This window comes from Brevibacillus sp. IT-7CA2 (assembly GCF_949767855.1).
In the GTDB taxonomy this organism is placed as follows: Bacteria; Bacillota; Bacilli; order Brevibacillales; family Brevibacillaceae; genus Brevibacillus.
The window spans coordinates 187,591-210,141 of the sequence record NZ_CATKQT010000055.1 but is presented as its reverse complement, the minus strand read 5'-3'; the positions used below and the strand labels follow the sequence as shown (position 1 = coordinate 210,141).

The window sequence follows — 22,551 nt, the reverse complement described above, 5'->3', positions numbered from 1 at the left end:
CATCATGGCAGGGGCATTTTTCTATTGAGCAGGACGGCTTAGCCTTGCGTTGGGAAATTCGGTTTATGCGCCTTTTTGCGTCCATAGCGCACATAATAGAAGGTATAGAACAGCACCAACGCGCCAATTCCGTAGAAGAGTCCAATTCGCTGTGTCGGGTCAAACGCCGGGAAGATAAGAATGAATGTGCAAAGAGCCAGACACAAGAGCGGCATCACCGGATAAAACGGTGCTACGAACTGCAAATCTTCTATTTTTCCACCCTCTCGCAAGTATTGACGACGGAAATTAAATTGAGAGAGAGCAATCCCCATCCACGTGAAGGTGACCGCAATACCGGATACAGACATGAGCAGCACGTATACCGTATCCGCTGCAACCACGCTGGTTAACAGGGACAGAAGTGAAAACGCCAGCGTCGCCAAGAGTGCGTTCAAGGGCACTTTACGCTTGGTCAACTTTCCAAAAACAGGATGGGCCATGTTGCTATGGGAAAGGGACCACAACAAACGAGTGGCTGCGTACAAGCATGAGTTGCCGACAGACAACAGCGCCGTCAAGATGACGAAGTTCATGATATCCGCTGCAAAAGGAATCCCCACTGCATCAAATACCGTCACAAACGGACTTTCCAAGAGCCCCAGCTCGCTTGAGGGAAAGAGGGCGGACAAGATCGTGACCGACGCCACATAGAACACGAGAATGCGAAACACAATGTTGCGGATCGCCCGCGGAATGGTCTTTTGCGGGTCTTCTGCTTCCCCGGCTGCAATTCCGATCAATTCAGAGCCTTGATAAGAGAATACGACGTTCATCATCGTCACAAAGACAATCGCAATGCCAAACGGGAATAGTCCCCCATCTGCCGAGAAGTTGGAGAGAAACGGAGCGGGCCTTCCTTCCATACTGACAATACCGAATATAGCACCTAGTCCGACAATAATAAAAATAAGAACGGCTAATACTTTAATTCCGGCAAACCAGTACTCGGTTTCTGCAAACCCTTTTGTCGTCAGCGCATTGAAGGTAAAGAGCAAAACGATAAAGAGCGCGCACCAAATCCAGATCGGTGTATCCGGGAACCACCGTTGCATGACCATGCCCGCGGCAGTAAACTCTACCCCGGCCGTTGTAGCTGACCCTAGCCAATACATCCATCCCAGTGTAAACCCGCTCGCTGGACCAATATACTTGCTGGCGTAGGCTTGGAAAGAACCTGTTACTGGCATCTTTACAGAAAGCTCACCTAGGCACGTCATGACCAAATACAGCAAAATCCCGCCGATGATATAGGCGACAAGCGCTCCGCCTGGTCCAGCCTGATTGATCGTGAAGCCAGCGTTGAGGAAGAGCCCTGTCCCGATCACGCCACCTAACGACAGCATAAACAGGTGGCGACTTTTCATGGAACGTTCTAGCTGTGTATCTCTTTCATTCCCAGTGTTCATATGATTCCTCTCTTTCACCAGCTTTTTAAGAGGTCTATCAGAGGTCTATAAAAGAAGAGAGAACTGCCTGCACTAGAAACGCAGGGACAGGCAGCTCAATCCTCCATCTTGTTTGCGGAATTCAGACATATCCAGCTCAATCACATGGTAGCCAGCGTCAGTGATTTGCTTTTTCGTGCTATCAAAGCCCTTTGGAATAATGACGTAGTCGTTGATATGGATGCAGTTCGCAGAGTACTCGACTTCTTTTTCCACGATCAGATGCTTGTATTGGCTAAACACTTCAGAATCGATGAACTCCCCAGCCAGAACCAGCAAGTCATTGCCAAGGTAGGCGATTCCTGTTTTCAGGTGGAAAAACTCTTTCAAAGGAACAATGGTGACTTCATATCCGTATTTGGAGAGAATCTCGCGGAACTGGATGGCTCCTTCTTCATTGGTGCGTGTCGACAGACCGACATAGAAATGGTTGTCTACCTGCATCACGTCTCCACCATCGAGGAAGCCAGGGGCCTGAATATATTCAATCGTGTCATAAAAACGAGGAAGCACCAATTTCATATCCTCAATTTCACCATTGCGGCTTTCTGCACCGGGATTGGTGATGACGGCGCACTTTTCCGTGAGGACAGCTGTATCTTCCACAAACGTAGAATCCGGGAAACGCTCGTCCGCTTCCAGAACGGTTACATCCAGTCCTGTCTGTTTCAGCGCTTCTACATAAGCGGCATGCTGTTTGAGAGCAAGTTCAAAATCAGGTGAACCCAAATCAGAAGTCGTCAAACCATTTACATAACTCTTTCCCGGTTTTCTTACAATCGCACGTGAAAATTCCATGATGATAGATCTCCCTTCTGTTTTCGAATCTTGCTTTTGTCTATCAGTGGGCGACGGAGAAGCGAGCATGTAAACGCTTCCTCATCTGCTGCTTTTGCTTGTTCATCGCCACCATGTTGCATTCATTTTCCTCTGAGCAATCACTCAGAAAAATTCCGCATTGTGGAATTGCTTCTGCAATACAAAATTACACTCTTAATGTAAAATAGTTTCAAATTTTTTGTCAATGAATTTTTATCTAGTCTGAATTATATTGATTCGGCTGAAAAATTCTGATAGATTGAGGTCATATTAAGCTGGCGTGACATTCAACGAGCAGTCACTATGCAACAAAGCCAGGAGGTAACCCACGTTGGTACAATCGATTGACCGGGCAATGAGCATCATCTCCGTCCTGGTATCAGATCCAAACAAGCAGCATTGGTCCATCTCGGAAATTGCTGAACAAACGAACCTGCCACTGAGTACGGTACACCGTTTAATAAGCAGCCTCATCAAGCATGGACTCATCCTCCAGGTTCCTGAGAACAAGCAGTACAAGGTCGGCTATACGTGGATGGAAATCGGGCTGCGCATCCTGGACAAGATGGATATGCGCGCTGTCGCCCGAACTGTCATGGAGCGATTGGCGGCAGATGTACGAGAAACTGTCTATCTGAACATTCCACAGGGCTCTCATGCCATCGTACTCGAACGAGTGGAAGGTCCCATGTCTGTCAGAAGCATGGATAATCTGGGCGAGCGTATTCCGCTACATATCGGTGCGGCAAACAAAACGATTCTCGCCAGCATGAATCTGACCGAAGCAGAGCAAATCGTGACCGGTTTAATCCCGGATGTAGAAAAACGCCTTGAGCTGTTAGAACGACTGCCAGAAATCAGACAAAACGGCTATGCAGTCAGCTACGGTGAGAAAACCGAGGGCACCGCATCCATTGCCGCTCCTATCTTCGGTGTCAACCAAAAGGTCGTGGGTGCTTTGAGTATCGGCGTTCCGAGCTATCGGATCAACGAGCAGCTCTTGTCCTCACTCATTGAACAAGCCCAACAAAGTGCCAAAGAAATTTCCCACAAGATCGGTGCCTTACCTTAATTTTTTTGCCCACTAACCGGAAATGGTTTTCACTATACGGAAAACGGAGGCGTTTTTTATGCAAAAATGGCAAACAAAAGAGCAACTCGTTGATCTCTTGTGCAATTTGGTAAGCATCCCAAGCATTACAGGATCATCTGCCGAGAAGGACTTGCCTGGCTACGTCGTCGATCAGTTGCGTACCTTGCCTTATTATCAAGCCAATCCCGATCATGTGCGTGCGAATCCGACTGGAGACGGGCGCCATTTTGTCACTGCTCTGGTCAAAAAAGAAGGTGTACGGGACACCGTCATTCTCGTCAGCCATTTTGATGTGGTCGATGTCGAGGATTACGGCGCCTGGATGAAGCATGCTTTTGATCCGAAGACCCTCACTCCTCTCTTCCAACAAAACCAAGCGGATATGCCAGCCGACGTTCAACAGGATATCCGCACCGGCAACTGGCTGTTTGGCCGTGGCACCATGGATATGAAATGCGGACTGACGCTGCACATGTCGATGATTGAGCAAGCGATTGCTGGAGAGTTCGACGGCAACATTTTGCTTCTGACAGTCCCTGACGAAGAAGTGAATTCTGTCGGGATGCGAGCAGCAGTCCCAGCGCTTTTGAAAATCGCCGAAGAGTTCGACTTGAGCTACACGACCGTGCTCAACTCCGAGCCGATGTTTACCCGCTATCCGGGGGATACGAATACGTACTTGTACACAGGCTCCATTGGAAAAGTGCTGCCAGGCTTCCTCTGCTACGGCAAAGAAACCCATGTCGGCGAGCCTTTTGCTGGGTTAAACGGCAATTACATGGCCTCGCAAATGACATGTGAGCTCGAGCTGAACACATCTTTTTGCGAGGTCGTCGAGGGGGAAGCATCTCCTCCACCGACGAACCTGATTCAAAAGGATCTGAAAAAAGAGTACTCTGTGCAAATTCCGCACCGTGCTGTGACGCTGTTCAACCTGTTCCTGTTGGAGAAGCAGATGGAAGATGTTGTAGAGCCGCTGCTGGAATCGGCAAGAAATGTCGCAGAGCGCATGAAGCAAAACTACCTCAAGCACGCGAGCCAGTTTGCCAACTTCGCGCCGTTTAGCCCACGTGATCTGTCCATTTCCGTCATGACTTACGAAGAACTGTACGCCTACGCGAAGAAAACGTACGGGGAAGAAAAGCTGCGTCAGCTGGAAACAGATGTGATCGCCAACCGCGGCGACAAGGACGACCGCGATACCACGATCGAGCTGGTGGATCAATTAGCGATTCTGTGCAAAGAACTATCGCCGATGATGATTTTGTTCTTCGCACCACCGTTTTACCCGGCAGTCAGCTCGCGCAATCATCCTCTGATCCAGCAAACGATGGAAGAGATGAAAGCATACGCGAGAGATCAGCACCAGGTCAATTTAGTCAAACAAAACTACTTTGGCGGAATCTCTGATTTAAGCTACGTCGGACTTCAATATCCGGCGGCATCCATGAAGCCTTTGGTAGCGAACATGCCTTTGTGGGACAACGGCTACTCCATTCCGCTTCAGGAGCTCGAAGCTTTTGATGTACCTGTCATGAACCTCGGTCCAGTCGGACGTGACGCCCATCAGTGGACAGAGCGTCTGGACGTCGACTATGCATTCGATACGTTAAAAGACATGCTTCCTCGTTGCATCCAGTCTCTCTTGCAAAATGGGAAAGCAGTGAAGGAATAGCAAAAGAGAAAAGGTTCCTGTACCGATAGATTACTGTCGCGCGGGAGCCTTTTTCCTTATAATGAAGAAAAACCATTTCAAGGGAGGGCTACGCATGGAATTTCAAGCGAAAGAAAATGGCTTTGTCACTCAACTGTCCTACGGTGAGCTGCACGTATCAGGTGATGAACAGTATGGCTTTCGCCCCTACCAGCTCTTGGTCTCTTCCATCGCTGTTTGCAGTGGCGGTGTTTTGCGAAAAGTATTGGACAAGATGAGAATGCCGTGCACGGATATGAAAGTAACAGCAGATGTTCAGCGAAATGAGGCAGAGGCAAATCGAATTGAAAAAATTCACCTCCACTTCATCATTACGGGTGAAAATATGAAAGAAGAAAAAGTGCAAAAAGCCATTGAAGCCGCGAGCAAAAACTGCCCGATGGTCCAATCCGTCAAGGGAAGCATCGTCGTAACCGAGTCCTTCGAATTGGTATCATGATAGGAAATACAGTGCTAACGCCCACTCCTTTGTTTCTACTTCAAGACATACAGCAGGTCACCTTGTCACCGACAGAAGCATGGACGTTTTCCGGCGGATCTACCCATGCCGTGCTCATCGTGACAAAAGGATCGGGCCGGATACTGAACGAGTCGGATCAAGCCACTCTACTAGATGGAAGCGTGCTCGTCCTTTCTCGAGAATCTGCGAGGCAAGTAAGCGCTGATTCTCGAGAGCCACTCCGTCTCCTCGTATTCTATTTTGACGCTCTGCAACAGCAAGATCAGGTCACCAACGTCTACAGCCCGAGTCTTTCCTGGCATCTTGACCACAGCTCCTGTTTATTTCACCAGGTTGATCACGGTACGGAGCTTGCCCTCACACTGTATGCCCATCGACAAGCCAGTGATTCGTTGGAAGCTTTTCAAAATCAAATTCGCTTTCAGCAATTGCTGCACCTGATTTGGAGCCATGCAGAACGGCAGGCTGCCGTAGAAACGTCAAGAGTTGTCGATCAGACGATTTCTTACATTCATACGAATTATGCGGAGCCAATCACCTTAGATGATTTGGCGAATCGAGCTGGCCTTACCCCTCGGTATTACACCGAAGTCTTCAAGAAAAGGGTCGGAAAAAGCCCGATCGAATATTTGACGAGCTGCAGGATGGAGCATGCCAAGACGTTTCTGCGAGAATCGAATAAACGATTGCGCGAGGTAGCACGCCTGGTCGGGTATGCCGATGAGTTTTACTTCAGCAGACGCTTTAAACAGCAGGTAGGCGTGTCGCCGACTGTCTTTGTACGTATGAATCAGAAGCAAATGGCACCCGTCACCTTCCACTATGCCGAGTATTTATTGGCACTCGGAATCAGACCGATTGGCGCTCCGGAAGAGCAGGTCACTTATTTACGCGAGCAATTACGGATAAAAGAAGCAGATGAGATTGTCAGCCTGCCCGAGAACACACCAGACTTGATCAAACCATTGCAACCGACGTTTATTTTGACCGAATCGACAGGGGATAGCACTGCTTTCTCCAAGATTGCACCTACTCTTGCCCTTCCGTGGCTTGCGCAAGATGTATTTGGTCATTTGAACATGCTAGCCGATGTGCTTGGCATGAAAGACCAGGCGCACATGTGGCTCAAGCAGCATGAACAGAAGGTTTTGAAGGCGAAGCGATGCATCGACGCTCATATTCAGAAGGATGAAACATTCTTGATCCTCAATGTGCGTCCACAGAGCCTATTGGCATACGGTGCCCGAAATATCGGGCATGTGCTATACAAATCCTTGAAGCTGACGCCACCCAAAAGGATTCAAGAAGAGTTAACACGTAACCCCAATTTCTGGGCGACCACAATCAGCAAGGATCAATTAAGCCAGTACGCAGCAGATTGGCTGTTCGTTCATATTTTTGATGATGATCTCTCACGGGCACACTTCCTAGAGTTGATGAAACAGGATGTATGGCAACGAATTCCTGCTGTACAAAAAGGGCAAGTGGTCATTCTCAACCCGATTTGGTTTTCGTATGATCCCCTCTCCCTCGACATCCAGCTGGAAGAGGCCGTCCAAATTTTGACCCATTCAAACACCGCCACATTGTCCAAAGAAAACCGGAATATTCTCCATGGATGAAAAGAGTGCGTTCAGGGTAAGATGGACTCTATTAATGAGAATCATTTTCATTCATGGAGGATATACGATGAAACGATTACGCATACGAGCTTGGCTACCCGGATTGATGATTCTTTCCTTGTTCTTGCTCACGGCATGCAGCCAGACAGCCAGCCCCAATCCATCGGCACCTGCACAAGAGAGTAAAAGCAGCGAGACTCGTGTCCTGAAGCACGCAAAAGGCGAATCGACCATTCCTGTGAAACCTCAGCGCGTCGTAGCCCTGCAATATTTGGGTCCCATGCTTGCCATTGGTGTGAAACCAATCGGTGCGTTGAAGGGCCATATGGAAGGTCCGGACTTGGAGCCACTGGTCAGTGGAATTGAAGTCGTGGGAGATTATGATGCCTATAATCTGGAGAAAATCCTCGAGTTGCAGCCTGACTTGATCCTCACCGGTACCGAAGTCGAGCAACAAGTATATGAAAAGCTGACGAAGATTGCGCCTGTCGTGGCGATCGACTTCGATCAATATGATGTCTACGGGCATGTACAAAAGGTAGCAGAAGCGCTAGGCCGCGAGGAAGAAGGAAAGGCTTGGGAGCAGAAGTATAAAGCAAAGGTTGAAGAAGCACGTAAGCTGGTCCACGCTAAGGTCGGGAAGGACGAGACCGTCGCAGCGTTGAACGTCCGTGCGAAAACGATCAAAATGTACGGTGCTCGCAACATGGGCCATGTTTTGTACAACGATCTTCAGCTGACTCCACCGCCACTCATTAAGAGCGAGATCGATAAAGACCCGCTGTTCTGGTCAAAAGACGTGTCTATGGAGCTTTTACCGGAGTATGCAGCCGACCATATTTTCCTGATGCTGTTCCCTGGGGAAGACGCCGCTCAGTATTTAAAAGAAATCGAGCAAAGCAGTCTGTGGAAGAACTTACCCGCTGTCAAAAACAATCATGTTTACGTAGTCGATGTGGATAGATGGCTTGGCTATGAACCGATTCTGATTGAAAAGCAGCTGGATGAAGCTGTGCAGGATTTGACTGGAACGAAGAAATAATAAGAAGATCTGTGAAGGGCATTCTGGTTTGGGTCAACATAGTGGTGGAGAAGAAAAAGCACAGTTCTCTTCGACTCTGACACGCCCGCAAGGGGGGATTGACTGTCCGTCTCCACTTCAAGAAGGGAACCGTCGAGCCAAAGCCACCCTACGGGCGGAAGTTTCTCAAGGAAGAAGTGTTTGACAAGCGGGTCCCCTTTTTGAAGTTCCGACTGGGTAGGCGTTGTCAAGGTCTACGAGCTCTGTGCTTTTTCTTCTCACCAGCTTTATTGGCTTATCGATACATCCGACGATTATGAGAACAAACAGCCCGTCAGCTTAGTGTGCCGGGCTGTTTGTTTATTAGTTACTGACAGGCTGTTGCTGTGGAACCTTCGCTCTGTTCTTTTTTCCCTCTGGAATGAGCAGATTCAAAAGAACCGTTGCCAAGGCCCCTACTGTAATGCCTGACGATAAAATGTAGTTCACGAAATCAGGTACTCCTGCGAGCGCATCTTTTGGCAGGACCGTTACCGCCATTGTCAGCAGGATCGGCAAACCGATGACCATCATTGTCCGATCATCAATCGTAATGTTTTGAATGACTTTGATTCCATTGGCCACAATCGCTACACACACGATCCCAAAAATTCCGTTGATGACTGGCTCCGGTATACAGGTAATCGCCGCCGACAGCTTCGGCACCAACCCAAGGGCAATCAAGATCAATCCTCCGGCCATAATCGCCATCCGGCTTCCTACTCCTGTCACCGCAATCAACCCAGCATTGGAGGAATAGCCAGTCGTAGGTGTACCTCCGAACAATGCCCCGACAAAGCACCCCAAGCCTTCACCGACAGCACCGCGATTCAGTCGCTCCTCCGTCAATTCACTGTTCGTTACCGTAGAGACGACGAACCAAGTCCCTGTTGTTTCAATCATAATAATCAAATAAACAAAAAGCATCGTCAAAACAGCACTGAGATCAAATACAGGGGCCCCGTACGGAAACAGCTTCGGCATGGACAGCCACGGTGCTTGTCCAACCGGACTAAAATCTACCGTTCCAAAAAAAGCAGCAGTGACCGTTCCGACGAAAATCGCAATCAGGACAGATACAAGTCTAAAAAACGCCCCCGCAACCTTTGCTCTTGTGCCAAGCAGCATACAGATGACAAGCACACCAGCAGAAACAGCGGCAATTAAAATGTTGGTCCAAATATTTCCCGGGGAGTGATAAATGTTTCCCATCCCTGTTGGCATCAAGGCAATGCCCACGATGATGATCACCGTCCCGCCGACTAGCGGTGGAATGAATTTGCGAACCGCTTTGGCAAACCACTTCAATGGATAACCCATCAGGGCCACAAACAACGCTCCAGGAATCATGCTACCAATCATCGCACCCATCCCCAGCTTACTGCCGATCGCAGCCAACGCACCGATGGGTACATAGGAAGGGCCTTGCACAACAGGCAAACGCAATCCAAATCCAGTCTGGATCAACGTCCCGATACCCGTCGCGAGAAAACACATTTGAATAAAGAAAGAAGTGCTTGAAGCGTCCATGGTCAGCAGCCCAGCAATAATAATAGGAGCAATGTACAAGTCCATAGCCAACACATGCTGCAAACCAAGTAAAAACGCCTTGCCCACACTGATTTTGTCATCGACGCCCACAACAAGCTGATTGCTTTCGCGATGTTGTTCCACTTTCAAAAGGCCTCCCTAGTGGTATTTTAGCTAATTACGAACGATATAAATGGGATTATAACGGATAATTACGTTTTTAGGCAACTATTCACGTAATAAATAGGTGATACCACTTTGTAATGTTCGTGTTTTCTGTTGACTTCCCTTCTAGTCTCCCGCTACAATGGGTGAATAACCGAAGTATCGACAAAGGAGTGTCTCATCAATGATCGTGCAAGATACCGTGCTGCGTAATGAGTGGATCGTCGCCTGTCGTTCGGTGGATGTGCAAGACCGCCCAATCCAGGTCACCATTATGGGCGAGCGGGTCGTCCTCTTCCGCAACGAAGAAGGAATCCATGCGTTTAAAGACCTCTGTATTCACAGAGGCGCTGCCCTGTCTCTGGGCTGTGTCCGAGATGGAAAACTGGTCTGTCCGTATCACGGATGGGAATATGAAGCATCCGGAGCCTGTGTAACAATCCCTCAGTTGCCTGCCGATCAAGCCATTCCAGGCAAGGCGCGCGCTGTATTATACGGCTGTGCAGAGCGCTATGGATTCGTGTGGGTAAATCTCGCCAACCAATCTCCTGAGTTTTTTGCCCTGCCGGAATTTGAGGATCATCATTTTCGAAATGTCATTTGGGGGCCACAGACAGTAACAGCCAAGCCTCCACGCATCGTAGAGAACTTTTTGGATGTCGGCCATCTGGCTGTCGTTCATGAGGGTTTTTTGGGTGTCGAAACACACATGGAAATCGGGGATTACCGCGTTCACCGCGATGAGAACGGTGTTATTCGCACGGATGAGATCAAGATTTTTCAGCCTGACCCGGACGGTACTGGTCAAGCGAAGCACGTCTATTACACATACGAAATCCTCCGTCCACTCACGGTAAAATTTACGAAACGCGATGCAGAAAACGGCAATCTGATGACTATTTTGCTTACTGTGATGCCACTGGATGAAGCGCGAAGCGTAGCTTATGGTGTACTTTCTTTTAATTATGAGACGAACCTTTCCGATGAGGAAATCATTAGCTTCCAAAACCTCATCTTCGCTCAAGATAAACCGATCGTGGAAAATCAAAAGCCTGAGGACCTGCCACTTGATCTACAAGTAGAGCTGTCCTTAAAATACGACCGCGCGAGCATCGCTTACCGTCAATACTTGACGGAGATGGGTGTTACGCACGGGACGGTATAAAGAGTAAACAGAAAGGACCTGCCAGCCCGTGTTTGTTCACATAGGCTAACAGGTCCTCTTTTGCTTTCCTGTCCCGCTATTATAAAAGTGGAGACAACAACCGCGTCAACGATTCCAGCAAACGCAAACGCAGTGGTCGGTTCACATACTCTCCCAATGTCATTTCCCGGCAATCAGCCAGATCGGAGACAAACAGTTCCTCCAGCTCCTCTGCCATTTGCGAATCGTACATAAACGCATTCGTCTCGAAATTCAGCTTGAAGCTGCGAATATCGACATTGGCCGTTCCGACAGACGACAACTGAGTATCGACCACAATGGCTTTGGCGTGCATGAAGCCTTTTTCGTACAGGTAGCAGCGCACACCGCTCTTTAACAAATCGCCGAGATAAGAGTGAGTCGCCCAGAATACCAACAAATGATCTGGCCTTCCCGGGACCATCACCCGTACATCTACCCCAGACATTGCCGCCATTTTTAGTGCGGTCAGCATACTTTCATCGGGAACGAAATACGGCGTCTGCAAGTAAATCTTCTTCCGAGCCTTGTAAATCATCTTCAAAAAAGCATGCTTAATTTGCTCTTTTTCCGAGTTTGGCCCGCTCGATACGATTTGAACGCCAATCGTGCCCTCGGCCTCATGAATTTCCGGAAAATACGCAAGTGACTCATGCATTCTTTTCGGTGCAGACAAATTCCAGTCCAGGAAAAAGCGTGCTTGCAGCATGTACACCGCTCTACCCTCTATCAGCAAATGGGTGTCACGCCAATATCCCAGCTTCTTATCCTTGCCCAAGTATTCATCCCCGATGTTGAAGCCTCCGATATAGCCAATCTTGCCATCAATAATCGTCAGCTTGCGATGATTCCTGAAGTTGACCCGAAAATTCAGGAACGGAATCTTCGCCGGGAAAAAGGAGGCGACTTCTCCCCCTGCTTCTACCAGTGGGCGCAGAAACCGGGATGAGACACCAGAAGAACCTACTGCATCATAGAGCAATCGAACCTCGACGCCCTCCTGTGCCTTCTTCGTCAACAGTTGAATGAGCTGTTTCCCTAAATCATCGTCATTCAAAATATAGTACAGCAAATGTATATGCTCTCGTGCTTCCTCCATCTGTTTGAACATGAGGTTGAACAGACTATGGCCTTCCTTAAAAACCTGAATGGTATTATCCTGCGTATAGTACGCTCCATCACTTACCACGTTCATGAAAATCATGTCGCGGTGTCTCTCCATCTCAGGGTCGTTCACCTGCAGTTCACCATGGGCAAGCAACTGCTTTTGTCTATCGACCGCAGCTCGAAAATGAGAAAATTCCCCTTCCTTGAGCCGATAAAGCTTTTTCTTACTTAGCTTATGTCCAAAAATCAGGTAAACGATAAACCCGATGCCCGGCAAAAACAACAAAACCATCAACCAGGCCCAGGTTGCCGCAATGTTTCGCCTCTCCATGAAAATAAGAACGGCAGCCAAAATCAGGTTACCTATTGTAATAATCGCAAATATTTTTTCAGACATTGCCATCACACCACATCCACCTCTAGGATTTCTCCCATATTACAACATTTACTATCGGGATTCATCCTTCCTATCCATCTAGTTTGTCCTATGTTGCCAATAGTTTTCCACTCTTCATGATACATTTGTCGTCCAAATACACATCCGGCTCCTTGACAACCAGATCAATATGTACCCCCGCGACAATCGTCCCGCCAAACGTGTTGTTGCTACCAAAGGCTACGTGAATCGTTCCGTATACCTTCTCGTCCTCTAACACAACTCCCGTGATACGCGCCTTATCATTCGTTCCGATTCCGAATTCACCCAGCATCCGACCATCTTCGTCTCCAAGCATTTGCAGGAGGCGTTCAGCCGCCGTTCCTTCTGCCTCTGTGATCCGACCATTTTGGACCGTCAGCAGCAGGGGCGAATCAATTTTTCCGATACCCGCGATGGAGCCATCGACGAGGATTTGTCCCTCTGCTGTCCCTTCCAGTGGGGCAATATACGCTTCCCCGGAAGGCAAATTGCCCGATTCTCCCGGATTGACGTACATACCTGTACTCGGCACCCCATTGCGATCTGCGACGGAAAACGTCAGTGACTTGCCCGCTTTTTCGATTCGCACGGTACTTGCTCGGGTCAGCATCTCGGTCACGCGCTCGGTGAGTGCCTTTACTTGTGTATAGTCAGCGGAAATCGCTCCCGCAAGGAACATGTCTTCCGTAATAGCTGGCATGGTAGCCAGTCTTGTACCATTTGCTGCTGCTTCTTTTCGTGCTTTTGTATGCGTCAAAGAGTGTTGCGTCACACATACCACCACATCTGCGCTCTTCATCGCCGCTGCAACAGCCGCAGGAGGCTCTTGACCAGACTTTTCTCGCTCCTTCATAACCATCAGCATCGCTTCTGCCCCGAGCTGTTTACCCGCTTCCCACAGCGCCTCACCGATGTCCCGCTTCCGCTCGTCGGCCACCACCAAAAATGTCTCATTCGCTTTCAACGCCAAGCAATTCACCAAAATAGCTTTGCTGGATTCTATCAATGTCATGCCTCATCATCCTTCTCATCTATCTTATGGTTTAGATTATATCCACTTTTTTCTTGCAAACTTCTGTCTTCGCTAGATTGGATCGTTAGTCCTGCCCTTATTATGTTTATCGGAATCTTCTTGCTTTTACTGTTAAATTTAGTATGATTAGAATACAAATGAAAACGCTTAAGACAATGAGGTCTTCTACCCGCGCTTTATTAATAGGCGCGGGGAAGGCCTTTTTCTTTTGAAAAAATGATAACGTTTTCATTTGGGAGATCGAGAAAAAGAAAAAGGGGATGACAACCATGTCACACAGAAAAGCACAACCCAAAACGTGGTGGCTGACACTGCTGATGATCGTCGCTCTACTCGCGATGCAGATGCCAGCATTGGCCAAAGACACCAACGTGCAGATGCTCGACAAGGGGAAATGGGCACCTGCAACTTATCAAGCCGTCCATGAATTGATTGAGAAAAACGGCATCAAGAGTGCCTCCTACAATGCCAAAAAGAAGCCGTATGCCGTTTTTGACTGGGACAATACGAGCATCATGCATGACACAGAGGAAGCGCTGTTTGTTTACCAGATCAACCATTTGGCTTACAAGCTCACACCAGAAGAATTCGGGAAGGTCATCCGCACGAATGTACCAGAGGGACCGTTTTCCGACTCGTATAAAAATGTCGACGGCAAGCCTGTCACACTCGATGCCATCGCGACTGATCTCGTAGCCGACTACACGTACTTATATCAAAATTATCAAGGTCTTAAAGGAACAAAGTCGCTGGAGGAAGTAACAGCAACAGAGCAATTCGCAGATTTTAAAGCCAAACTATTTTTCTTATATGAAGCGATCAACGATACCCACAGCAACACGATTGGCTATCCATGGATCCTCTACCTCTTCACGAACATGACAGTGGAAGAAGTGCAAAAATTGGCGGAAGCATCCAATGATCACAGCCTAGGCATGGCGATTGAAAAAGTAAGCTGGACGAGCCCGAAATCGTTGGCAGGCAAAGCAGGCGTAGTGAAAGCCTCTCATACAACGGGTCTGCGTCTCACTTCCGAAGTCGCAAACCTGATGAACACGCTGCGTGCCAATGGCATCGACGTGTATGTCGTGAGTGCCTCCTTGGAGGATGTCGTTCGTGTCTTTGCCACTCTCCCGAAATATGGCTACAATCTCCCATCGGAGAACATCATCGGCATGCGTCTGAAAACAGAAAACGGACGGATCACGAATGTGTACCAGCCTGACTACCCGATCACGGTAGCCCACGGCAAGACGGAAGTGATCCAGGATGTATTGGTGAAAAAGTATGGTCATGGGCCTATCTTCATCGCTGGCGATAGCAACGGTGATTTCGAGATGATGACAGAGCTGGATAGCGTGCAGCTCGTGCTCGTCGTGAACCGCGTCAAGGGCGGCAAAATTGGGCAGCAAATTACCAAAGGTGCCGAACAGATGGGTAAAGGCAACCCTACGGTAGTCCTGCAAGGACGAGATGAGAATACAGGCATGTGGATTCCGAATGAAGCAACGATCCGACTCGGGCAGAAAGAGCCGCAGTTGGTCGCGAAATAAACAGGAAAAACCGCCCCGTACAAAGGGCGGTTTTATCTTTATGGATGGGTAACTGGAATTCGCCACTCTAGCGGATATTTTTTCTGAACAGCATCCAGTCGTAGCGTTATCTTCTCCGGGAGCTTGGTTATTTCGTATCCTTCCGAGTTTCTGCTGTCCTCCAGCAGAAATTTGTACGTGACTCGCTCGCGTCCTGACTGGTCAACGGGTCCCGTGGATTGAGAACTCCTTCTAGCTTCGTAGGTGGTCCCCTGCCCGTCTTGCGCTACCCACCAAGGCAAATAAATATCGGAAATATCTTTGGATAGTACCTCGACTTCCATTTCTATTTGCTGTTTTTCCGAATATTTATCTTTTGCCAGCTGAACGCCTTTCACCGTGAAGATATCTTCTCCCACTTGTTTGATTACGGGCTTCTTGTTCAACTCATCTGGCTTGAAGGTGACACTCATATCATACGGTATTGCCTTGTGGAAGCTGTTTATGACAAGCGTCTTTGCTTTGCCTTTTGGCAACGGATCGTCGTCCATGATCCAGCGGAAATGCCCATAGCGATCAATGGAATGAGATCTTTCTTTGCGCCTTTCCTTCCCCTTGCTGCCATCTGCCCCCTCGTAGTAATATCCCAGCATATATTGCTGATACGGAAGAAATGGAGCATAATCAGGGTTCGTCGTCTTTCCGGTTAGCTTTTTTGCTTCTTGTTCCAATTGTTTTTTGGACGCCTCTGTCCATTGTGTTTCCAACTCAATTCGGGTGGTCGTTGGCGTGTTGACGATCTGATGTAAGGTCATCTTCAATCCATGCTTCGTCACTTGCGTTTGATTGACAGGCAACACAGTAGTTGCAGCCGTTGTTTTTGCCATCGTGATCGGAACTTGCAGCTTCCAGTTTCCTTTTATATCGCCTATTTCATCAAAATGCATCGACAACGTTTTCGGAAGGGGCTCTTGTCCTTTTTTACCAAGGATAAACCGGATGAATCCGACATTGTCTTCAAAGCTTGTTCCCCAATCGTCAGAGATGACCGCCCCTTTGGCATCCAGCAATTCAACGGCATTGAATTGAGAGTTACTTGCTGTCTTCCATTCAGGGCCGAGCTGCTTGCCATCCGACTGTTTAATCATTAAAGCTACTATTACCTGCACCGGATCAGCAATGATTTCCTTTACCTCCAAGGTAATCCCCTGATCCGTAACAGAAAGATTAGATGTTTCGGAGAAGCCTTGTCTCGCCGCCTGTTGCAGTCCTTCGTCGTTGAACACACCTTGTGCAAAGATCGATTTGACATAGGCCGCAAATGTTGGGGACACTTGCATGGTTCCGAGCAGCCCGAGTACGACAGCGGAAGCTATGCCGATGGAAGCCCATCTTTTGCTTCGGTAAAACGGACGCCTTCTCACTTGCAGTCCGTCATTCTTGCTTGGCATTTGAAAACTCGGCGTCTCGACAGCTCCCGCTACTTTCCTAAGCGTCTCTTGGATTTGCCGCTCCTCGTTAGTCATGAGTCATTGCCCCTTCCCGCAAAAAATCAGATGGAATGCATTCCTTGTCCAATTGCTGCGCAATCAGCTTCCTCGCCTTGTGCATCCGCGATTTGACCGTTCCCTCGAAGGAGCCCGTAATTTTGGCGATCTCCGACACGCTGAAGCCCTCATAATAGTAAAGAATAATAACCGCGCGATGCTCCGCCTTCATGCTGCGAATCGCCTGCCATATTTGCCGCTGTTCCTCCAGCTTGATCACGTTATCCAGTGGCGTTAGCGCCTCTTCCGGGATCATCTCTTCGTATTCCACAGCAGGCTTTTGCTTGCGTACCAGATTCAGAGCCCGAAACGTAATGATCCGGTATAGCCAATTGCGAAAGGCCACTCCCCGTTTTTTATCGAGTCGGTCTATGTGCTGATACGCTTCGATGAGCCCTTCCTGAACGGCGTCCTGTGCCAGATGCTTGTCATGAATGATCAAGTACGCTGTCCGGTATGCCATCGCCAGATAGGGCTTGACCAATTGTTCGAAAGCTTCAGGCTCGTTCTCTTGGCATTTGGCAATCAACTCCCACTCATCCACAGCGTTCCCTCCCCTCGTTTTTTCTCTACTGTATATTCACGAGAACGCGGAGTTTGGTTCACGTTACTTAGGCGAAAAAATAATGAACATAGAAAAACCCGTCCCCTGAATAGAAACGGGTGAATACTATTACAAGCACTTTCCACCTAAAGGCTAAGTTTCATTTTTTCCTCAACGTCTATTACGTCCCACTCATAAAACGAAGATTTCTGTAAGGTGAACAGGAGATTTCCTGCATACACTTTTCGAATTCTATTATCTTCTTCGTAATCTATCATTAGAAACTCTGCGATTAGCTGTATATGATCTCCAGTTCCTTCTACTTGTCTAACTGAAATTTCGGGTGATTTTAGATTATTCTTAGCGGCAATTTCAAAATAGGAGCGAATTAATTCAATTTGCTCTTGTTCCATTTGCACGTGGTTTTGTGTGCCATTTGCTATATTGTCTATAACGGTCCTTACTGCATTTTCTGGAGAGTATATCGTTTTTAGAATAAACCATCCTGCAATAAATATTATTAAAATAGCGATGACTATCCCTATTTTTTTCACTTCCATTCCTCCTCTATAATAGGGGCCAAGAAGATAAAGAGACTAAGCCCATAATGAAGTTGTATACTTTAGTAATATTAGATGTGATTTAACGGTAACCGATTATCAAATCCTATATTTTACGTGGACAAAAAGAGAGCTCTTGGTATAGAGCTCTCAAGTAGTTTGAGGAAGTCCCTTTTTCAAAAAAGGATTTTGAGTATGGGATAAAAATATATTCTTGTTATCCTCATTTAACGCCTTAGAAGCTATTCTAGAATGAATTCTGGTCTGTTCGTAAAATTCAGAGTGATGATTTATCTATATAGATTTAAAACTGACACATACCAGCTTCTTTTACAAAATTTCAATAATCCAATTCTCCTTCTTCATTCCAGTCAGATCTGTGGTACTCGTACCGAAGGAAATCACGTGCTGGCCTTGCCCTATCTGGATCCAGTGAATACTGATACATTGCTATCTCTTGAATATCATAATCATCATTAAAGTCTTCTGTAAATGCCCATTCTATCGGTAAGTATCCATCACTATCGGGGAAATAATGTTGTGTTACAGTATTCAGAATTCTGTTATTGCTGTCGTAACTTATTTGTTCATGTGACCAATACCATTCTCGTTGAAATGTTTCATAATAATCTTCCCAAGCACCATCATGGTAAACTTGCCCCATTTTAGTTACAACTCTATAGTAAGAAATTGCATCGCCTTTCCCTTTGTTCCCTTCTCTCAAATCGTCAAGCACAGCACCAGTAAATAATTCTGCGATTGGATTAGAGAAAATCAGACCACTACCAAAATCAAGAGCTTTTGAATAATACTCTGTTGTGAAGGTACTCCAATAGTTTCTGGAAGTTGAATCGAATTCTTCTCCTTTTTCCATACGTTCAAATTCTACATCAATCCGAACGTCTCCTTCTTCTGGTCTCGCAGCCAAGGGGCTAACTGACTGATCTCTCAATTCCTCAGATTGATTCTGAGTTATACTCGCTTTGATTTTTTGACCTATTTCCGAATCTTTAAATTTAGGACGATAATACTTTACTAAATGTCTATTTCCGTCTTCATCTGTATATTCCTCTGTAGTTAGTAAAGTGGAACCGCTGAGAACATTCCCTAATATTTCGTCTTTATCGATGGTATCACTTTGTTTTCCATATTTCTGAATTGTTTCTCTATCAGTCAACTCTCTTTCAAAAACGCCAGGTCTAACCTCTTGAAATTGTTTAGTGTGATCTTCTTTTCCTTGTACAGTGACATTTGTTGTTGCAAATAATAAGGTTCCAAGAAGCAATAGAGACAATTTCTTTACCACAACAAAACCTCCATTTTACCGTATTATTTGAAAGGCCTTGCTTACCTACTAAATCGATCATTTCCCGTCGTAGCTGTTCAACTCTTTCTTCCAATCTAGGTATCAACCTACTTCCTTTACCATGAACTAGATCGTACACATGCTTTTAATGGCACCTGTGGCTCCGCTTTTTAGATATGTTCTTAGATTTCTACTGCTTCATGGAATATCATCACCTCCCTCCTTATTTTGAAATTATTTACAAATATAACCATAAAATGATATGCAGGTTTTTACCAACTGCAAAAAATGGAATAAAAAAATATCCTGGCAGAGAATGTTTCATCAATGTACGATATATTAGGATGCTAGCCACCTAACTCGTTTTGGTTCCCTATTGGCTTATTCATATTCCCTAACCATCCAAACAACGCTATGTATGTAAGAGCCTCGTCATGTCGATTTAACAAATCCGCTAGAGAAAGACAGTATATCCTTTCTTCAATTCTCTCTCTATCCGCCCTTTAACTCATAAATAGCCATCTGATATCGAAACCTAAGATGTCGATCCAATCCAATTGCTTCTGTAAATTGATCGAAATTACCATTAGAAAAGCAATAGGAGGTCATATGTAACTGTGCTGGAAACAAAAAAAGACGCGAAAAATCGCGTCCTTAACGCAGGCTTCTTGTTACCTTGTTGGATATGCCCCCTATTAAACCATTGGATACATGACGAAAACGGTACTGAAATATTGATTCCTTAGACTATCCTCTTGTATTATTGGGTCCAAATTTTTAAATTCTTCTGTTTCTAAATCTTCTTCATTTAAGACACCATCTCGCCAAAAACCTAAACCTATCTCAGGAAAAGCGTACCTGTCGCCCCACTTTGCACCTTCATCCCGCGTATAATTTGATATCTTATCGATTTTTTCCGCTAATTGTGTCGCCTTTGTATGAACCACATCGATACCGTAAACAAAACAACTGAATCCTCCGCTAATATTGTGTGTATCTATGGGAACTTCGATGAAACTCACTTTGTTCTCCTCATACTGTATCAAAAATGTCACATATTTCAGCGGCCATTCTTGCTCATGAGCCTTTACTTCTTCCCTAGTCATTCCTAACTTTATGGGGCCAACCCCTATTCCCGGCTCTACGATAATGTCCTCCATCACAATCCCTCCGCCACACTTTTATTTCGAACTTGATACAAAACTTTTCCAATACGCTAGATAACCATTCACAACTTTTTAGTAATAGCCAAAAAACTCCCATACCAACAACTAAAGCGAAATCTAGCGGGCTCGGGCTGAGTATACTCTCGATATAGTTTATACACTTTAGTGATTAGCAGTATGTCACTAAAAAACCTCCACTATGTAATTGCAACGAAAATAGGGAGCACCTAAGCTCCCGGTTTCCTTTGTAATTATCCGTGATCTCCTTTTTCTATCTCCTTCGTAATGATATTGCGGTTGAGAGACTTTGGCGAGCTAATTGGGAGAGGATAGAATGAGATGTTCAACTTCGTTTCTAAGTTCAGAAATATTCTGCCCTGAATAATTTTCTTGGAGGAAATAAAGATTACCATGCTGATCTATTGTCTCTGGAGAAACTTGTGAAACCAGAGTGTTCTCACTATTAATTTTAATCTTTCCTTGAACTGACCCTACTATGTTATAGACGTCATCGTCATCTTCTGTTAAGAAAACAAAATATGTATTTCCTTCTTTCATAGGAATACTTCCTCCAATCCCTACCGTTATTATTCCAGGATCACCAAGATCATCATTCAATTCATATCCTGGCTTTCCTGAGAAATATTTGGCCACCTCTCTTTCATCGAATTCCCCTCCAGTTTCCAGTACAGATACTGTATCATCTATCTCTACATCACCTTTATAGACTTTCGTTAATCTTAATTCAGAGACTGTATACACATCTAGTCTTTCATAATTAGGGTTACTTTTTTGAGAAATAACTTCAGCTTCTGCTATGATATCTGCATTTTCAGCTAGACCCTCCACGTCAGTGAATGTCTCGGTAAACATTGCTTCACCAGAAACGATTCTATAATCTGTATCACTGGAATAAAGGAAATTCTGTTTTTTTAAGTCACCTATATAGTAAACAGCAAGTCCTGCAATTGTTATTAAGCCAATAGTAGCTAGTACTACTTTTTTCGTAGATTTAAAAATCGTTAGTGCTCCCCTTTCAACCAAATGTTAAATCAGTAGTAGAGATACATGGCTAACTAGAAGCAATTTCGAGATTATTATTGCAACTCGTATTCCCATGACCCATTGTCATACTTGATTTTGAAGGACAAGGTTTCCCCATCTTGTCTATTGAACGCGAAATATCCTTCATTTAAATTTTCATCCAAAAGAATAACCGGAAGGGTATCTCCCTTTTTGGTATATTTCTGCATGATCTCGTCCTGGATTTCAATGAATGCATCCTTCTCGTCTACTGAACGTTCATCTATTATTTTATCCATTAATGGGGCTCTTTTGGAGAATCTGTTATAAATCCACTCTTTCCCATTTTCGTCAGTCAAAGCTTGCATTGGTGCAAGTTCATCTGAATTCACTTCGATTCCCAATGAATGAAGAGTTACCAAGTGATTTCCTTTCTTGTATTGCTCAATATCTTCACTTGCATATAAATTACTTCCAACAAAAACGGCACCGACTAAAAAAAGACCAGAAAGAATTACATTTCTTTTTTTCATACTCTTACCTCCTACGTCTTTTTATTCAGGGCAATCGGCTTCGGAAACTCGTTCTGAGAGCGCTGTTGTACTATCTTGTATTTTCAATTACTACTTTCCATTGATTATTTTCTTTAACAACTGGAAGAGTTATATCTTCCGAAACATGTTCGTTCGAATAATGAAACGTAACACTCATTTTTTCATCTTCAATCTTTTCTACCGATACGGTATCCATATCTATATCTATCTTTTGAGTACCAAAACTTTCGTACACTTTCTGTTTGTCTTTATCATTATCAAAGCGCTCATCAATTGTGTATTCAACCATAGTTGGAGCGTCACCGTTCTCAAGAGCTTCCAAATAGATTTGAACCGTTTCTTTTACTTCATTTTCCTCATTAACCGAAGCGTAAGTGTTGGAAGTCCAAATACCGCCAGTTACCACAATAGCCCCAAGCAGTAGGATTGCAGCAACTTTAGCAGACTTTTTCATGCTCTTACCTCCCAATCAATTAATGTGTTTACCTGTATATAATTACATGTTTTACCATCTCAATAAATGGTACTAAAGAACCACTGTCACCGAAAGCCGCTTACACCGCTTATCATTGTAAATCCGCGTTTGGCTGGATGCACCCCATGTCCATCAAGCTAAGAACCTGCATTT

20 protein-coding genes are annotated in these 22,551 nt (G+C 45.9%); 7 read left to right on the top strand and 13 right to left on the bottom strand.

All coding sequences use genetic code 11. The annotated features are described in order from the left end of the window. Positions 1-38: 38 nt before the first annotated feature. Both ACM6JA_RS30940 and ACM6JA_RS30935 read right to left on the bottom strand, forming a co-directional pair. Complete coding sequence (locus ACM6JA_RS30940; RefSeq protein ID WP_414855488.1) at positions 39-1,448, bottom strand: amino acid permease; 1,410 nt, start codon at positions 1,446-1,448, stop codon at positions 39-41. A 72-nt stretch (positions 1,449-1,520) separates the two neighbouring features. After that, positions 1,521-2,285: a dimethylarginine dimethylaminohydrolase family protein gene (locus ACM6JA_RS30935; RefSeq protein WP_414855487.1), complete on the bottom strand. Its 765-nt coding sequence runs from the start codon at positions 2,283-2,285 to the stop codon at positions 1,521-1,523. A 352-nt stretch (positions 2,286-2,637) separates the two neighbouring features. Between ACM6JA_RS30935 and ACM6JA_RS30930 the strand changes: the two genes are divergently transcribed. The 5 genes from ACM6JA_RS30930 to ACM6JA_RS30910 all read left to right on the top strand — a co-directional run bounded on the left by ACM6JA_RS30930 (position 2,638) and on the right by ACM6JA_RS30910 (position 8,237). After that, positions 2,638-3,378 carry an IclR family transcriptional regulator gene (locus ACM6JA_RS30930; RefSeq protein ID WP_414855486.1) on the top strand — a complete coding sequence of 247 codons (741 nt, stop codon included), beginning with the start codon at positions 2,638-2,640 and terminating at the stop codon, positions 3,376-3,378. Positions 3,379-3,436: 58 nt separating this feature from the next. Further along, positions 3,437-5,074: a M20/M25/M40 family metallo-hydrolase gene (locus tag ACM6JA_RS30925; protein ID WP_414855485.1), complete on the top strand. Its 1,638-nt coding sequence runs from the start codon at positions 3,437-3,439 to the stop codon at positions 5,072-5,074. 94 nt (positions 5,075-5,168) lie between these two features. Next, entirely contained in the window at positions 5,169-5,552 is a 384-nt protein-coding gene (locus ACM6JA_RS30920) for an OsmC family protein (protein WP_414855484.1), read from the top strand. Beyond that, positions 5,549-7,195, top strand: coding sequence for a helix-turn-helix domain-containing protein (locus ACM6JA_RS30915; RefSeq protein WP_414855483.1), 1,647 nt, complete (start codon positions 5,549-5,551; stop codon positions 7,193-7,195). Before ACM6JA_RS30920 ends, ACM6JA_RS30915 begins: the two co-directional genes overlap by 4 nt. Positions 7,196-7,262: 67 nt before the next feature. Beyond that, positions 7,263-8,237: an ABC transporter substrate-binding protein gene (locus tag ACM6JA_RS30910; RefSeq protein ID WP_414855482.1), complete on the top strand. Its 975-nt coding sequence runs from the start codon at positions 7,263-7,265 to the stop codon at positions 8,235-8,237. Between the two features lie 342 nt (positions 8,238-8,579). On the opposite strand, the gene ACM6JA_RS30905 is transcribed toward ACM6JA_RS30910, so the two are convergent. Continuing rightward, positions 8,580-9,929 carry a uracil-xanthine permease family protein gene (locus ACM6JA_RS30905; protein WP_048035203.1) on the bottom strand — a complete coding sequence of 450 codons (1,350 nt, stop codon included), beginning with the start codon at positions 9,927-9,929 and terminating at the stop codon, positions 8,580-8,582. Positions 9,930-10,134: 205 nt separating this feature from the next. On the opposite strand from ACM6JA_RS30905, the gene ACM6JA_RS30900 reads away from it, so the two are divergent. Then, on the top strand, positions 10,135-11,115 hold the full coding sequence (locus tag ACM6JA_RS30900; RefSeq protein ID WP_414855481.1) for a Rieske 2Fe-2S domain-containing protein: 981 nt from the start codon (positions 10,135-10,137) through the stop codon (positions 11,113-11,115). A gap of 79 nt (positions 11,116-11,194) precedes the next feature. Here ACM6JA_RS30900 and cls read toward each other — a convergent pair whose 3' ends face one another. Together cls and ACM6JA_RS30890 are read right to left on the bottom strand one after the other, a co-directional pair. Next, a complete protein-coding gene (gene cls / locus ACM6JA_RS30895) occupies positions 11,195-12,643 on the bottom strand; it encodes a cardiolipin synthase (protein WP_414855529.1) in 1,449 nt (482 codons plus the stop codon). An 82-nt stretch (positions 12,644-12,725) separates the two neighbouring features. Then, on the bottom strand, positions 12,726-13,670 hold the full coding sequence (locus ACM6JA_RS30890; RefSeq protein ID WP_414855480.1) for an aminopeptidase: 945 nt from the start codon (positions 13,668-13,670) through the stop codon (positions 12,726-12,728). 290 nt (positions 13,671-13,960) lie between these two features. Between ACM6JA_RS30890 and ACM6JA_RS30885 the strand changes: the two genes are divergently transcribed. Then, positions 13,961-15,244 (top strand): haloacid dehalogenase-like hydrolase, encoded by a 1,284-nt coding sequence (locus tag ACM6JA_RS30885; RefSeq protein ID WP_414855479.1) that lies wholly within the window; start codon positions 13,961-13,963, stop codon positions 15,242-15,244. Between the two features lie 38 nt (positions 15,245-15,282). Here the strand turns inward: ACM6JA_RS30885 and ACM6JA_RS30880 are convergent, their stop codons facing one another. The 8 genes from ACM6JA_RS30880 to ACM6JA_RS30845 all read right to left on the bottom strand — a co-directional run bounded on the left by ACM6JA_RS30880 (position 15,283) and on the right by ACM6JA_RS30845 (position 22,377). Further along, a complete protein-coding gene (locus ACM6JA_RS30880) occupies positions 15,283-16,749 on the bottom strand; it encodes a DUF4179 domain-containing protein (RefSeq protein WP_414855478.1) in 1,467 nt (488 codons plus the stop codon). Next, positions 16,742-17,314: an RNA polymerase sigma factor gene (locus ACM6JA_RS30875; protein ID WP_414855477.1), complete on the bottom strand. Its 573-nt coding sequence runs from the start codon at positions 17,312-17,314 to the stop codon at positions 16,742-16,744. Before ACM6JA_RS30875 ends, ACM6JA_RS30880 begins: the two co-directional genes overlap by 8 nt. A gap of 146 nt (positions 17,315-17,460) precedes the next feature. Next, positions 17,461-17,868 (bottom strand): hypothetical protein, encoded by a 408-nt coding sequence (locus ACM6JA_RS30870; RefSeq protein ID WP_414855476.1) that lies wholly within the window; start codon positions 17,866-17,868, stop codon positions 17,461-17,463. Between the two features lie 346 nt (positions 17,869-18,214). Next, positions 18,215-19,180 carry a hypothetical protein gene (locus ACM6JA_RS30865; protein ID WP_414855475.1) on the bottom strand — a complete coding sequence of 322 codons (966 nt, stop codon included), beginning with the start codon at positions 19,178-19,180 and terminating at the stop codon, positions 18,215-18,217. A gap of 695 nt (positions 19,181-19,875) precedes the next feature. Next, positions 19,876-20,340: a hypothetical protein gene (locus ACM6JA_RS30860; protein WP_414855474.1), complete on the bottom strand. Its 465-nt coding sequence runs from the start codon at positions 20,338-20,340 to the stop codon at positions 19,876-19,878. A gap of 321 nt (positions 20,341-20,661) precedes the next feature. Continuing rightward, entirely contained in the window at positions 20,662-21,390 is a 729-nt protein-coding gene (locus ACM6JA_RS30855) for a hypothetical protein (RefSeq protein WP_414855473.1), read from the bottom strand. 53 nt (positions 21,391-21,443) lie between these two features. Further along, the gene (locus ACM6JA_RS30850; RefSeq protein ID WP_414855472.1) at positions 21,444-21,902 is read right to left on the bottom strand and encodes a hypothetical protein; all 459 of its coding nucleotides are present in this window, start codon (positions 21,900-21,902) and stop codon (positions 21,444-21,446) included. A 70-nt stretch (positions 21,903-21,972) separates the two neighbouring features. Continuing rightward, positions 21,973-22,377 (bottom strand): hypothetical protein, encoded by a 405-nt coding sequence (locus ACM6JA_RS30845; protein ID WP_414855471.1) that lies wholly within the window; start codon positions 22,375-22,377, stop codon positions 21,973-21,975. Positions 22,378-22,551: the final 174 nt, after the last annotated feature.

Excerpts from the sequence above, each read along its gene's own strand:
- ACM6JA_RS30940 (WP_414855488.1), bottom strand. The coding sequence starts at position 1,448 with ATGAACACTGGGAATGAAAGAGATACACAGCTAGAACGTTCCATGAAA.
- ACM6JA_RS30935 (WP_414855487.1), bottom strand. The coding sequence starts at position 2,285 with ATGGAATTTTCACGTGCGATTGTAAGAAAACCGGGAAAGAGTTATGTA.
- ACM6JA_RS30925 (WP_414855485.1), top strand. The coding sequence starts at position 3,437 with ATGCAAAAATGGCAAACAAAAGAGCAACTCGTTGATCTCTTGTGCAAT.
- ACM6JA_RS30920 (WP_414855484.1), top strand. The coding sequence starts at position 5,169 with ATGGAATTTCAAGCGAAAGAAAATGGCTTTGTCACTCAACTGTCCTAC.
- ACM6JA_RS30915 (WP_414855483.1), top strand. The coding sequence starts at position 5,549 with ATGATAGGAAATACAGTGCTAACGCCCACTCCTTTGTTTCTACTTCAA.
- ACM6JA_RS30910 (WP_414855482.1), top strand. The coding sequence starts at position 7,263 with ATGAAACGATTACGCATACGAGCTTGGCTACCCGGATTGATGATTCTT.
- ACM6JA_RS30900 (WP_414855481.1), top strand. The coding sequence starts at position 10,135 with ATGATCGTGCAAGATACCGTGCTGCGTAATGAGTGGATCGTCGCCTGT.
- cls (WP_414855529.1), bottom strand. The coding sequence starts at position 12,643 with ATGGCAATGTCTGAAAAAATATTTGCGATTATTACAATAGGTAACCTG.
- ACM6JA_RS30890 (WP_414855480.1), bottom strand. The coding sequence starts at position 13,670 with ATGACATTGATAGAATCCAGCAAAGCTATTTTGGTGAATTGCTTGGCG.
- ACM6JA_RS30885 (WP_414855479.1), top strand. The coding sequence starts at position 13,961 with ATGTCACACAGAAAAGCACAACCCAAAACGTGGTGGCTGACACTGCTG.
- ACM6JA_RS30880 (WP_414855478.1), bottom strand. The coding sequence starts at position 16,749 with ATGACTAACGAGGAGCGGCAAATCCAAGAGACGCTTAGGAAAGTAGCG.
- ACM6JA_RS30860 (WP_414855474.1), bottom strand. The coding sequence starts at position 20,340 with ATGGAGGACATTATCGTAGAGCCGGGAATAGGGGTTGGCCCCATAAAG.
- ACM6JA_RS30850 (WP_414855472.1), bottom strand. The coding sequence starts at position 21,902 with ATGAAAAAAAGAAATGTAATTCTTTCTGGTCTTTTTTTAGTCGGTGCC.
- ACM6JA_RS30845 (WP_414855471.1), bottom strand. The coding sequence starts at position 22,377 with ATGAAAAAGTCTGCTAAAGTTGCTGCAATCCTACTGCTTGGGGCTATT.